Source organism: Nonomuraea sp. ZG12, from assembly GCF_052068115.1.
GTDB lineage: Bacteria > Actinomycetota > Actinomycetes > Streptosporangiales > Streptosporangiaceae > Nonomuraea.
Window position 1 is genome coordinate 222,322 of record NZ_JBQHCW010000004.1, and the last position, 12,728, is coordinate 235,049.

Below are 12,728 nucleotides of genomic sequence, written 5' to 3' on the forward strand. Positions count from 1 at the left end.
CCGAAGCAGGCCGAGGAGTCCCCGCTGGACTGGCCCCGCCAGGGATGATCACGTCCAGACTGTGGACCCGGTCTTGGACATACCGATCGGCCAGAGTATCTTCTAAGCATGCCAGCGGACCCCATGCTCGTCGGTCGACGCCACGTCGACCTTCTGCGTGTCCGCAGTGCCATCTGTTGCGACGCCCGATAACTGCCGATTTTTCACGACTGAGCGCGTCGCATCTCTCCATTTGTCCCCTGCACTCGATGACGAGGCAGGAGGAACGCTGCGCGCGCCCATAAACCAGAAGGACGCGCAATGAGCACCCCTGCCAGCAGGCATCACAAGCGCCCGCGCGGCGAAGGCCAGTGGGCTCTCGGTTACCGGGAGCCGCTCAACAAGAACGAAGAGCTCAAGAAGAACGACGACGGCCTCAACGTCCGCCAGCGGATCATCGACATCTACTCCAAGCAGGGCTTCGACTCGATCGACCCCGCCGACCTGCGTGGCCGCATGCGCTGGTACGGCCTCTACACCCAGCGCAGGCCCGGCATCGACGGCGGCAAGACGGCGATCCTGGAGCCCGAGGAGCTCGACGACCGCTACTTCATGATGCGGGTGCGCATCGACGGCGGGCAGCTCGACCTCCGCCAGCTGCGCACGATCGCCGACCTGTCCAAGGAGTACGGCAGGGGCACCGCCGACCTGACCGACCGGCACAACGTGCAGGTGCACTGGGTCGAGATCGAGTCGGTGCCCGACATCTGGGCGCGGCTGGAGGCGGTGGGCCTGTCGACCACCGAGGCCTGTGGCGACGTCCCGCGCACGATCCTGGGCTGCCCGGTGGCCGGGATCGACGTCGAGGAGGTCTTCGACGCCACCAGCGAGATCGCCCAGATCATGCCGTACATCGGCGACCCCGCCTTCTCCAACCTGCCGCGCAAGTACAAGACGGCGCTCAGCGGCTGCTCCGCGCACTGCACCGTGCACGAGATCAACGACATCGCGTTCGTGGGCGTGGTCAACGAGCAGGGCGAGCAGGGCTACGACCTGTGGGTCGGCGGCGGGTTGTCGACCAACCCGATGCTGGCCCAGCGCCTGGGCGTGTTCGTCCGGCGCGATCAGGTGGGCGAGGTCTGGGCCGGCGTGACCGGCATCTTCCGCGACTACGGCTACCGGCGGCTGCGGAGCAGGGCCCGGCTGAAGTTCCTGGTCAACGACTGGGGCGCGGAGAAGTTCCGCCAGGTGCTGGAGACCGAATACCTCAAGGAGCCGCTGCCCGACGGCCCGGCGCCGGAGGCTCCGCACGTCAACCGCCGCGACCACGTCGGCGTCTTCCCGCAGAAGGACGGCAACTTCTACGTGGGCTTCGCACCCCGCGTCGGCCGCCTGGACGCCGACAAGCTGCACGCCATCGCCGACATCGCCGAGCGGCACGGCTCCGGCCGGGTCCGCACCACGCTCGAGCAGAAGATGATCATCCTGGACATCGCGCCGGGCCGGGTCGACTCACTGGTGGCCGAGCTGGAGGCCGTCGACCTGCAGGTGAACCCGTCCACCTTCCGCCGCCAGACGATGGCCTGCACCGGCATCGAATACTGCAAGCTGGCCATGATCGAGACCAAGGCCCTGGCCTCGGACCTCATCGACGAGCTGGAGAGCCGGCTGCCGACGTTCGACCAGCCGCTCACCATCAACGTCAACGGCTGCCCCAACTCCTGCGCCCGCATCCAGACCGCCGACATCGGCCTGAAGGGCCAGCTCATGCTGGACGAGGACGGCCGGCAGGTCGGCGGCTTCCAGATCCACCTGGGCGGCACGCTCGGCGTCAACTCCGGCTTCGGCCGCAAGGTGCGCGGTCTCAAGACCACCGCCAAGGCGCTGCCGGACTACATCGAGCGGGTCGTCCGAAACTTCGACGCCCAGAAGAAGGAGGGCGAGGCCTTCGCCGACTGGGTGCAGCGCGCGGACGAGGCGGACCTGAAATGAGCCGGGCCGTTCCCTTCCACTGCCCCTACTGCGGTGACGAGGGCCTGGAGCCCTACGAGGAAGCGGCCGACGCCGCCAGAACCCATGGCTCCGGTGCCGGCTGGTACTGCCGGGCATGCTCCCGCGCCTTCAAGCTGAAATTTCTCGGAATCGGAGTGAACATATGACGCTCGTCGACATCGAGGTCGGATTGGGGCAGCAGCGGAGCACTCTCGACCTGCAGGACATCGTCGAGTCCGCCGCCATCTTCCTGGAGGACGCCTCCGCCCGCGAGATCATCCGCTGGGCCGCGGCCACGTTCGGGGACCGGCTCTGCCTGACCTCCTCGATGAGCGACGCCCTGCTCATCGACCTGGTCAGCCGAGTCAAGCCGGGCGTGGACGTGCTGTTCATCGACACCGGCTACCACTTCGCCGAGACGATCGGCACCCGCGACGCGGTCCAGCAGGTGTACGACGTCAACGTGATCAACGTCAAGTCGTCGCGCACGGTCCAGGAGCAGGACCGTGACCTCGGTCCCCGCCTGTTCGGCCGCAACCCGGACCTGTGCTGCTACCTGCGCAAGGTGGAGCCGCTCAACCGCGCCCTGGAGCCCTACCTGGCGTGGATCTCCGGCATCCGCCGCGACGAGTCCGAGACCCGTACCAGCACCAAGGTCGTCGAGTGGGACGCCAAGCGGCAGATGGTCAAGGTCAACCCGATCGCCAAGTGGACCCAGGAAGACGTCGACAACTACATGTCCGACAACGGGGTGCTGATCAACCCGTTGCACTACGACAACTACCCCTCGATCGGCTGTGCCCCGTGCACCCGCCAGGTCGCCGAGGGCGAGGACCCGCGCAGTGGTCGCTGGGCCGGGCTGGGGAAGGTCGAATGCGGCATTCACCTGTAACTCCCAGCCGGTGGCCCGTCCCGTTGGCAGACGGGGCGGGCCAGGGCGGCGTTCCGCTGGTGGCGGTGGCGCACGGGTCGCGTGATCCGCGCGCCGCCGCGACGGTGGAGGCGCTGCTGGACGAGGTACGGCGGGCGCGTCCGGGGGTTCCGGTGCGCACCGCCTACCTCGACCATTCGACCCCGACGCTCGCGCAGGCGCTGCACGGCCTGCGGGAGGCCGTGGTGCTGCCACTGCTGCTGACGGAGGCGTACCACAGCAGGGTGGACCTGCCGGCGGCGCTCAACGAGGCCAGGGCGCGTGAGCCGCGGCTGCGCGTGCGCTACGGCACGACGCTCGGGCCGCACCCGCTGCTGTCGGCGACGCTGGAGCGGCGCCTGGCCGAGGCGGGCGTGCCGCCCGGCGACCCGGACACGGCGGTGGTGCTGGTGTCGGCCGGTTCGAGTGACGCCCGCGCGAACGCGGTCATCGCCCGGATGGCCCGGTCGTGGGGCCGCGGATGGTGGGCCGTGACGCCCGCCTACGCCTCGGCCGCGGACCCGGCGCCCGAACAGGCGGTCGCCCTCCTCAAGCGGGCGGGCGCGCCACGCGTGGCGGTCGCCCCCTACCTGCTGGCTCCGGGCTACTTCGCCGACAAGGTGCGGCGCGCCACCCTGGAGGCCGGCGCCGACGTGGTCGCCGACGTGCTGGGACCGGCGTCCGAGCTCGCCCAGGTGCTGCTGGAGAGGTACGAGGCGGCCCTGGGAAGCCCGGCGACCCTCGCGGCGTCGTAACCCGTGACCTGACCCCTGCCGGGGCTCAGACGGCCATCAGAGCGGCGGCGTGGGCCAGTGGCCGATTCCGTGGCCGATTCCAGTGCCGATCCAGCGCCCTTCAGCGCCCGCCCGTTCAGTGGCCGATGGAGCGGCCGCTGTCGCGCCAGTCCTCGCCGTGCAGCTCCCGCCAGTGCTCGCGCCAGGCCGCCCAGCGCCGCTTGAGCGGCTTGGCGCGGGAGTCGCCGAGGACCTTGACGTCGCCCATCACCGCGTAGGCGCGCACCCTGACGACCGGCGCGCTGGTGCCGGGCATCGCCTCCTGCACGTCGACGCGCTTGTCGCCCATGATGGCCATGCCGTCGAGGTCGACGTTGACGCCGTCGGGAACGATGATCTTGATGTCGCCCATCACGGAGACGGCCAGGATCTCGACGGTGTCGGTGCGCACCTCGGCCTCGCGCAGGTCCAGCAGCACGTCGCCCATCACGGCCACCGCGCCGAGCTCCTGGTCGATCCGCCAGGTGCCGCGCCGCTTGGTGTCGCCCATGACGCCGACGAACCACCGCCGCTTGCCGCCCTCATGCCGCTGCGCCGGGGTGTGCGCCGGGGCGCCCTCCGGCAGGTCCTGGGTGAGCAGGGCGAGCTCGGCGTGGGTGGTGGCGGTGTAGGCCGCCTCGGTGCGGTCGGTCAGCTCGGCGAGCGTCAGCCTGCCTTCGACCGAGGCCTCACGCAGCTGCTCCACGACGGCTTCCCGCTCGGCGTCGGAGGCTCTTACCTCCCCAGGGTCACTCATACTCGCAACATATCGCGTTTCCCGCCGAACGAGGTCCTCCTATGGGAGGAATCACCGTCAATCAAACGGATTGAACCCTTATCGACGTCAGCCACGTACCAGCGATCGGGGCCCGGCCTGGTCCCGCGGCGCGGCCGGGCCAGGCTAGGGTCCTTTTATGCATGAGGAACAGCTCTACCGTGCGGCGTTGAACGGCGAGTCGGAGAAGGTGAGCGAGCTGCTCGCCCAGGGCGCCGACCCCAATCTCGCCAGCGAGGCAGGCGAGGACACGGGCGACGGCGGCCTGCCGCTGTGCGCCGCCGCCGCCACGGACCGGGTCGAGGTCGCCCAGGCGCTCCTGGCCGCCGGGGCCGAGGTGGACGGCAGGGAGGCCGGCGGCTGGACCGCGCTGCTCTGGGCCGCCTCCAACGGCAACACCGACACCGTCAGGCTGCTGCTCGAAGCCGGGGCCGACGTCGACGCCGCCAATGAGGGCGGCGACACGCCCCTGACGCTGGCCGCCAGGCGCGGCTCGCTCGGCGTCGTGCGCGAGCTGCTGGCGGCCGGGGCGGACGCGCAGAAGTACGACGGCGACGGCGACCTGCCGCTCGACATCGCCTCCGACTGGGTGGGCGTGCACCTGGAGAGCGCGCTGCTCGACCAGATCGCCCAGGACGACTGGGAGTACGTCGTCGCCCGCCAGTTCGCCAAGGACGGCACCGAGCTGGTCACCGTGGCGGGCCGCTCGCCCGACGGTTCGCAGACGGAGCAGGTGCAGGCCCAGCGCGGCCACGCGGCGATCACGACCCTGCTGGAGGAGGCCACCGACGTCTTCACGCCGGTCGACGAGCTCGTGGCCCGCGCCCTGGCGCACCGCGACATCGACGAGGACGCCGAGACGTGGTGGGTGGTGGCCGACACGCTGATCAAGCGGGCCGACGACGAGACCTACGAGGCGCTGACCTCGCTGTGCCTCAGCGAGGACGCCCGGCGGCGCGAGTTCGGGGTGGACGCGATCGCCCAGTTCGGCGTGACCGAGGATGAGAAGCCCTATCTCGAACGTACGCTCCCGCTGCTGCAGAAGATGACCACCACCGAGAGCAACCCGCAGGTGCTCCGCTCGGTGCTGTCCGCGCTGGGCCACCAGGGCGACCCGCGAGCCCTGCCGCAGGTTCTGGACCTCATCGGCCGCGAGGGGCACCGGCGGACGATGACCGACCCGATCGCGCTGGCGGACGTGCTGCCGCCGGACCACGCCGAAGGCCTGGCCCTGCTGATCGAGATGACCCGCGACGAGGAGGACGAGGTCCGCGACTGGGCCACGGCCGGCCTGGCCGGGCTCGACGCCGACACCCCGGAGCTCAGGCAGGCCCTGGCCGACCGCCTGGACGACGGCGACCTGCGTACCGTCGCCGAGGCCACCCGCGGGCTGGCCGCACGCGGCGACGCCCGCGCCGAGCTGGGCGTCAAGCGGGTCCTGGCGGAGTCCGACGACGAGTACGCCCGAGACCTGGTGACCGAGCCCGCCCCCGAGGCCTGACGGGCGCACGCTCCCTGGCGGGCGGTCAGGGGCCGGAGAGGGCGGGGGCGGCGGTGAGGACGTCGCGCGCCAGGGCGACGTCGCCCGCCAGGGCGGCGTCGAAGGTCGCGCCGTCGCCGCGGCCGCCCAGCAGGAAGCAGAAGGCCACCACGTCCGCCGTGATGCGGGCGTCGGGCTCGCCGGAGGCGGCGGCGTCCTCGACGCCGAGCGCGAGGTGCCACGCGCCGCCGCCCGGCCCGGTGAGCTCCAGCAGGAGCGTCCGGCCCGACGCGTCGTGCCCCGACAGCAGCATCGTCCAGGGCAGGAGCCTGGCGCACATGTCCGCCGTCGGGTGGATGTGCTCGGGGATCGGGCGCGGCAGGCGGATGCGCGCGGTGCGGGCCGCGTCGTCGGTGTGGATCCACGTCTCCAGGGCCCTGGCCAGGATGTGGTCCGACACGGGGCCGTCCAGGCCGTCGAGGGCGGCGGGCGCGGAGGCGGGCAGGTTCGCCAGGTGGCGGCACAGGGCGTCGGCCTGGGCCCGCCAGTCCCTGCGCGTCTGCTCGGGGCTGCGGGCCCGCTCGTAGGACTGCACGTCGGCCGTACGAGTGGCGGAGTCGCCGGCGGTGAGCGGGGGGCCGAGCACGGGCGCGCCGACCGAGGCCGCGAGCAGGCCGTCCTTGGCCGCCAGGTGGGCGACGAGCTCCTGCAGGGTCCAGCCCTCGACGATGACGCGCGACCAGTCGTCGTCGACGGCGGCGGCCAGCAGCGCGTCCATGGCGGCGACGCGGCCGGCGTACGGGCTCGCCCAGTCGGCCGTGGGGGCCGCCGGCCTGCGCCGTGCCCTGGCCCCGGCCAGCAGCTGCGGCCGCAGCGACCGCTTCGGCTCCTCGGGGTCCTCCAGCAGCGCGTCCACGTACAGACGCTCGAGCGGATCCATCACACCTCTTCCTGTGCCAGCGCGTCCGCCAGCCGGCGCAGCGCCAGCCGGATGCGCGACTTGGCCGTGCCCTCGGGCACCCCTAACTCCTCGCCCACCTGGCGGTAGGTCCTGCCGCCGAAGTAGGCCAGCTCGACGACCTCACGCAGCCCGCCGGGCAGCGCCTCGACGGCCTGCCGTACCCGCCGAGCCTCGTCGGCGTCGAGCACGACGTCCTCCAGCCTGTCGGGATCGCGCTCGAAGAGCCGAGGGCCCAGCACCGAGACCCGCCGGCGCTCCTCCGCCCGGACGTGGTCGACGGCGCGGCGGTGCGCGATGGTGGCGAGCCAGGCCCGCAGCGTGCCCCGTTCGGGGTCGTAGGCCAGCGGGCGTTCCCAGAAGACCAGGAACACCTCCTGCGTGATGTCCTCGGCGATCACCCGGTCCCTGGTGACCCGCAGGGACAGACCGAAGATCAGCGAGGCCAGCCGATCGTAGATCTCCCCGAGCGCGGCCTCGTCGCCGCCGACCACCCGCTGGTGCAGCAGACGGTCGTCGTACGGCGCCTCCACTGGCACCACACTCCCGTGATACGGACCTGGGCGGCGAGTGTGCCGCGAACCGAGCATGCCACTATTCGCCGGAAAACGGCAGACGGATGCCGGTGCACAGGTACGTTGCTCGATCGAGATAATGTCGGAAGTCCGCTAACCAGAAGGAGAATCACCATGGCGACGACTCGCACCGCGACCACGCAGTGGAAGGGCGCTCTGCTCGACGGTTCCGGCACGGTTTCGCTCGACAGTTCCGGTGTCGGCACCTATGAGGTCTCCTGGCCGTCCAGGGCCGAGGCCGCCAACGGCAAGACCTCGCCCGAGGAGCTCATCGCGGCGGCCCACTCCTCGTGCTTCTCCATGGCGCTCGCGCACGGTCTGGCCGGCGCCGGCACCCCGCCCGAGTCGCTGCAGACCAGCGCGGACGTCACGTTCCAGCCGGGTGAGGGCATCACCGGCATCGTGATCACCGTGAAGGGCCAGGTGCCCGGCCTCACCGCCGAGCAGTTCCAGAGCGCCGCCGCGGATGCCAAGGCGAACTGCCCGGTCAGCAAGGCCCTGTCGGGCACGACGATCACGCTGAAGGCCGAACTGCTCTAGCAAGGCCCCGATCGCATGCGACAATCAAGTCACATGCGCGAAGTCTGGCCGGGCGAACCTTATCCACTCGGCGGCACCTGGGACGGCGTTGGCACCAGTTTTTCGGTGTTCTCCGAGGTGGCCGAGCGAGTTGAGCTGTGCCTTTTCCACGATGACGGCTCCGAAGAGCGGGTCGATCTTCCTGAGGTGGATGGGTTCGTCTGGCATGGCTACCTGCCCGGCATCATGCCGGGCCAGCGCTACGGCTATCGCGTGCACGGCCCCTACAACCCGGCGCTCGGACACCGGACCAACGCCTCCAAGCTGCTCCTCGACCCTTACGCCAAGGCCGTCGACGGGGAGCTGACCTGGAACGAGGCGTTGTTCCCCTACCACTTCACCGATCCGTCGCGGCTCAACACCGCCGACAGCGCCCCCTACATGCCGAAGAACGTGGTCATCAATCCGTTCTTCGACTGGGGCAACGACCGGTCCCCGCGGACCCCGTACCACGAGAGCGTCATCTACGAGGCGCACGTGCGGGGGCTGACGATGCGCCATCCCGGCGTGCCCGAGGAACTGCGGGGCACCTACGCGGGGGTGGGGCATCCGGCGATCATCGACCATCTGCTCTCGCTCGGGGTGACGGCGGTCGAGCTGATGCCGGTGCACCACTACATGCCCGAGCACTTCCTGGTCGCGCGGGGGCTGACCAACTACTGGGGCTACAACACGATGGCCTACCTCGCCCCGCACGGCGGCTATTCCGGCTCCGGCACGCGCGGCGAGCAGGTGCCCGAGTTCAAGGCCATGGTGAAGGCGCTGCACGAGGCGGGGATCGAGGTGATCCTCGACGTCGTCTACAACCACACCGCCGAGGGTGACCACATGGGGCCCACCCTCGGCTTCAGAGGCATCGACAACGCCGCCTACTACCGGCTGCACGACAACGACCGGCGCTACTACCTCGACTACACCGGCTGCGGCAACTCGCTCAACGTCCGCTCGCCGCACGCGCTGCAGCTGATCATGGACTCGTTGCGCTACTGGGTGCTGGAGATGCACGTCGACGGGTTCCGCTTCGACCTGGCGTCGGCGCTGGCCAGGGAGTTGCACGACGTCGACCGGCTGAGCGCCTTCTTCGACCTCATCCAGCAGGATCCGGTGATCTCGCAGGTCAAGCTGATCGCGGAGCCGTGGGATGTGGGGCCTGGAGGCTACCAAGTCGGAAATTTCCCGCCTTTGTGGACGGAGTGGAACGGGAAATACCGCGACACCGTGCGAGATTTCTGGCGGGGCACCCACTCCGCGCTGCCGGAGTTCGCCTCGCGGCTGACCGGGTCGGCCGACCTCTACGAGACCTCCGGCCGCCGTCCCGTGGCCTCGATCAACTTCGTCACCTGCCACGACGGCTTCACCCTCACCGACCTCGTGTCCTACGACCGCAAGCACAACGAGGCCAACGCCGAGGACAACCGCGACGGCACCAACGACAACCGCTCCTGGAACTGCGGCGCCGAGGGCCCGGTGGAGGATCCGGAGATCGTCAGGCTCCGCCACCGCCAGCGCCGCAACTTCCTGGCCACGCTCTTCCTGTCGCAGGGCGTCCCGATGCTCTCCCACGGCGACGAGATCGGCCGCACCCAGCGGGGCAACAACAACGCCTACTGCCAGGACAACGAGATCGCCTGGATCGACTGGTCGCACCTGCGCACCGAGTCCGACCTGCTGGCGTTCGTCCGCCTGCTGTCGAAGCTGCGCCGCGAGCACCCGGTCTTCCAGCGCCGCCGCTTCTTCCACGGCCGCCATCCCGACAACGGCAAGCGCGACCTGGTCTGGCTCACCCCCGGCGGCACCGAGATGACCGCGGGCGACTGGCACGTCAGCTATGCCAAGTCGCTGATGGTCTATCTCAACGGCGAGGCCATCACCGAGCCGGGGCCGCGCGGCGAACGGATCACGGACGACTCGTTCCTGCTGCTGATCAACGCCCACCACGAGGACATGACGTTCACCCTGCCCGGCGGGGCGTTCGGCGGCGCCTGGCTGCCCGTGCTCGACACCAACGACGAGAGCTGCGACAACCTGTACGTCGACGACGCCTGGCGGCCCGGTGACCTGGTCGCCGTCACCTCCCGCTCACTGCAGGTGCTGCGCCAGCCCCGGGCCCAGTAGGTCGTCGCAGTAAGTTGTCGGAGGGGTGTGCCAAGGTAGAGGGGTGCGCCGGATCCATCCCGACATCGAAGACAACCCGGACATCGAGCAGGCCTACGCCTACCCCGGGGACCGACCGTGGCTGCGCCTCAACATGGTGTCCAGCGTCGACGGCGCCGCCTGGCTGCAGGGGCTGTCCGGCGGGCTCTCCAGCAAGGGCGACAAGCGCGTCTTCGGGGTCCTGCGCGGGCTCGCCGACGTCATCATGGCGGGCGCCGCGACGGTCAGAGCCGAGCAGTACGCCGCCGTCAACCCGCGCGAATCGTGGCGCGAGATCCGGGCGGGCAGGCCGGCCGCGCCGCCGCTCGCGGTCGTCAGCCGGGGCCTCGACCTCGACCTGACCGGCCCGCTGTTCACCGGCGTCAGCCGGACCATCATCGTGACCTGCGCGAGCGCCCCCGCGGCCCGGCTCAAGGCAGCGGCCGAGGTGGCCGACGTGATCGTGGCCGGCGACGAGGGCGTGGACCTGCGGGCAGCCGTGGCCGACCTGCACGAGCGCGGCCTGAGCCGGATCCTGTGCGAGGGCGGGCCGCGGATCAACGCCCAGCTCGCGGCGGCCGGGCTGGTCGACGAGCTGTGCCTGTCGGTCAGCCCGCTGCTGCTCGGCGGCAGCGCGGCGCGCATCCTCGACGGCGAGCCGTCGCAGGTCAAGCTGGAGCTGAGGCAGGTGCTGGAGGAGGAGGGGGTCCTCTTCTGCCGCTATACGAGGGAGCAGAGCCGATGACAGACCCGACCATGCCACCGCAGGCGGAAGACCTGCCTCCTGCCGAGCCGCCGGTGGAGGTCGTCACCGAGCCGCCGGTGGAGGCCGTCGCGGAGCCGGCGGGCGGGCGGAAGAGGAAGGTCAAGGAGCCCGAGCCGATCCCGGAGCTCGACCTTCCGGTGCGGCCGCCGGTGGCGCCGATGCTGGCCAAGCCGATCAAGGCGATGCCCCGGCAGGACGGCGACCTGTTCTACGAGCCGAAGTGGGACGGGTTCCGGTGCATCGTGTTCCGCGACGGGGACGAGGTCTACCTCGGCAGCCGCAACGAGCGGCCGTTCACCCGCTACTTCCCCGAGCTGGTCGAGGCCGTCAAGCAGGAGCTCCCGGACAAGTGCGTGGTCGACGGTGAGATCGTGCTGCCGCAGGGGGCGCAGCTCGACTTCGAGGCGTTGCAGCAGCGCATCCATCCCGCGGCCTCCCGGGTGAAGATGCTCGCGGAGCGGACCCCGGCCTCCTTCGTGGCCTTCGACCTGCTGGCGATCGGGGACGAGTCGCTGATGGAGACGCCGTTCAGGGAGCGCCGGGCGCGCCTGGTGGAGATCTTCCCGGAGAAGGGCCGGTCCGTCCGGCTCACGCCGGTGACGACCAACGACGAGCAGGCGGCCGAGTGGTTCGAGATGTTCGAGGGCGCCGGGCTCGACGGCATCATCGTCAAGCCGGGCGACCAGCCCTACATCCCGGACAAGCGGACGATGTTCAAGGTCAAGCACGAGCGCACCGCCGACGTGGTGGTCGCCGGTTACCGCGAGCACAAGACCGGTCCCATCGTGGGCTCGATCCTGCTCGGCCTCTACGGCGACGACGGCAGGCTGCACCACGTGGGCGTGGCGGCCTCGTTCCCGATGGCGCGCCGGGCCGAGCTGGTGGAGGAGCTCAAGCCGTACATCGCCGACCTCGGCGAGCACCCGTGGGGACACTGGGCCGAGCAGGCGGCGGCCGGCGTCGGCCAGCCCGCGCCGGGCCCCGCCTCGGGCGGCCAGCGGGTGCCGGGGGCGATCTCGCGCTGGAACGCCAAGAAGGACCTGTCGTTCATCCCGCTCCGCCCGGAGCTGGTGATCGAGGTGGCCTACGACCAGATGGAGGGCGACCGGTTCCGGCACACCGCCCAGTGGCGGCGCTGGCGGCCCGACCGCACCCCGCAGTCGTGCACGTACGAGCAACTGGAGCAGCCGGTGTCGTACAACCTCGACGACATCCTTGCCCGATAGGGCACATAGCGATATATCTCGACATATGAGCACCGGAGATGAATTACGGGCGGCAGTGTCCGCTCGCCGCGACCTCGGCCCCGATTTCGAGGACGCCCTCGTCGAATCGTTCCTCGACAAGATGGGCCAGGAGATCGACCGGCGGGTGGACGAGCGCCTGGCCGCGGCTCCCAAGGCCAAGGACGTGGCCAAGTACGACCGGACACGCGACGGCCAGCGGCTCGCCCTGGCGATCGTCTCCCTGGCGCTGGGCACGATCGCCACGATCTCGCTCACCCTGTTCAATGAGGGCAGCGCGACGTACGTCCCCGTCTGGATCGCCATCGTGGTGGTCAACGTGGTCTTCAACAACGGCCACCGCCCCCGCTGAGCCCCCACCCCGCGAGCACGGGGCGAGTCGAGCACGGGAGCAGAGGCTCGGTGGGCGGCCGGGCGGTGGCGAGGCTCTGCGGGCGGCGAAATCCGTGGGTGACGAAATCCGTGGATGACGACCTTCCCCGGCGCTGACCTCGCCGATGGCGAAATCCGCCGGTGCTGACCTTTGTCGACGGCGAAATCCGTGGGTGGCGAAATCAGGGGGTG

General features: G+C 70.6%; 13 protein-coding genes. 10 read left to right on the forward strand and 3 right to left on the reverse strand.

Translation table 11 applies throughout. The features are described from left to right. Nucleotides 1-108 precede the first annotated feature (108 nt). From ACTMTF_RS15480 to ACTMTF_RS15495, 4 genes are all read left to right on the forward strand, one after another. Nucleotides 109-192, forward strand: a complete 84-nt coding sequence (locus tag ACTMTF_RS15480; RefSeq protein WP_354532976.1) for a putative leader peptide — start codon at nt 109-111, stop codon at nt 190-192. A 108-nt stretch (nt 193-300) separates the two neighbouring features. After that, nucleotides 301-1,971 carry a nitrite/sulfite reductase gene (locus ACTMTF_RS15485; RefSeq protein WP_441111251.1) on the forward strand — a complete coding sequence of 557 codons (1,671 nt, stop codon included), beginning with the start codon at nt 301-303 and terminating at the stop codon, nt 1,969-1,971. Nucleotides 1,972-2,134: 163 nt separating this feature from the next. Then, the gene (locus tag ACTMTF_RS15490) at nt 2,135-2,863 is read left to right on the forward strand and encodes a phosphoadenylyl-sulfate reductase (RefSeq protein WP_441111252.1); all 729 of its coding nucleotides are present in this window, start codon (nt 2,135-2,137) and stop codon (nt 2,861-2,863) included. A 23-nt stretch (nt 2,864-2,886) separates the two neighbouring features. Further along, nucleotides 2,887-3,636, forward strand: coding sequence for a sirohydrochlorin chelatase (locus ACTMTF_RS15495; protein ID WP_441111253.1), 750 nt, complete (start codon nt 2,887-2,889; stop codon nt 3,634-3,636). Nucleotides 3,637-3,751: 115 nt separating this feature from the next. Here ACTMTF_RS15495 and ACTMTF_RS15500 read toward each other — a convergent pair whose 3' ends face one another. Then, nucleotides 3,752-4,411 (reverse strand): DUF1707 SHOCT-like domain-containing protein, encoded by a 660-nt coding sequence (locus tag ACTMTF_RS15500; RefSeq protein WP_441111254.1) that lies wholly within the window; start codon nt 4,409-4,411, stop codon nt 3,752-3,754. Between the two features lie 157 nt (nt 4,412-4,568). Between ACTMTF_RS15500 and ACTMTF_RS15505 the strand changes: the two genes are divergently transcribed. Then, nucleotides 4,569-5,930 carry an ankyrin repeat domain-containing protein gene (locus tag ACTMTF_RS15505; RefSeq protein WP_441111255.1) on the forward strand — a complete coding sequence of 454 codons (1,362 nt, stop codon included), beginning with the start codon at nt 4,569-4,571 and terminating at the stop codon, nt 5,928-5,930. Nucleotides 5,931-5,955: 25 nt separating this feature from the next. On the opposite strand, the gene ACTMTF_RS15510 is transcribed toward ACTMTF_RS15505, so the two are convergent. Together ACTMTF_RS15510 and ACTMTF_RS15515 are read right to left on the reverse strand one after the other, a co-directional pair. Beyond that, entirely contained in the window at nt 5,956-6,849 is an 894-nt protein-coding gene (locus ACTMTF_RS15510) for a maleylpyruvate isomerase family mycothiol-dependent enzyme (RefSeq protein WP_441111256.1), read from the reverse strand. Then, entirely contained in the window at nt 6,849-7,409 is a 561-nt protein-coding gene (locus ACTMTF_RS15515) for a sigma-70 family RNA polymerase sigma factor (RefSeq protein ID WP_441111257.1), read from the reverse strand. The genes ACTMTF_RS15510 and ACTMTF_RS15515 overlap by 1 nt, the downstream gene beginning before the upstream one ends. Nucleotides 7,410-7,556: 147 nt before the next feature. Here ACTMTF_RS15515 and ACTMTF_RS15520 point away from each other — a divergent pair, with 147 nt between their 5' ends. Genes ACTMTF_RS15520 through ACTMTF_RS15540 form a run of 5 tightly spaced genes read left to right on the forward strand, consistent with a single transcriptional unit; the run spans nt 7,557 to nt 12,516 of the window. Then, nucleotides 7,557-7,982 (forward strand): OsmC family protein, encoded by a 426-nt coding sequence (locus tag ACTMTF_RS15520; RefSeq protein WP_441111258.1) that lies wholly within the window; start codon nt 7,557-7,559, stop codon nt 7,980-7,982. A 33-nt stretch (nt 7,983-8,015) separates the two neighbouring features. After that, nucleotides 8,016-10,136, forward strand: a complete 2,121-nt coding sequence (gene glgX / locus ACTMTF_RS15525) for a glycogen debranching protein GlgX (RefSeq protein WP_441111259.1) — start codon at nt 8,016-8,018, stop codon at nt 10,134-10,136. A gap of 43 nt (nt 10,137-10,179) precedes the next feature. Then, complete coding sequence (locus ACTMTF_RS15530) at nt 10,180-10,899, forward strand: pyrimidine reductase family protein (RefSeq protein WP_441111260.1); 720 nt, start codon at nt 10,180-10,182, stop codon at nt 10,897-10,899. Continuing rightward, nucleotides 10,896-12,146 carry an ATP-dependent DNA ligase gene (locus ACTMTF_RS15535; RefSeq protein ID WP_441111261.1) on the forward strand — a complete coding sequence of 417 codons (1,251 nt, stop codon included), beginning with the start codon at nt 10,896-10,898 and terminating at the stop codon, nt 12,144-12,146. Before ACTMTF_RS15530 ends, ACTMTF_RS15535 begins: the two co-directional genes overlap by 4 nt. Nucleotides 12,147-12,171: 25 nt before the next feature. Next, nucleotides 12,172-12,516, forward strand: coding sequence for a hypothetical protein (locus ACTMTF_RS15540; protein WP_441111262.1), 345 nt, complete (start codon nt 12,172-12,174; stop codon nt 12,514-12,516). Nucleotides 12,517-12,728 lie beyond the last annotated feature (212 nt).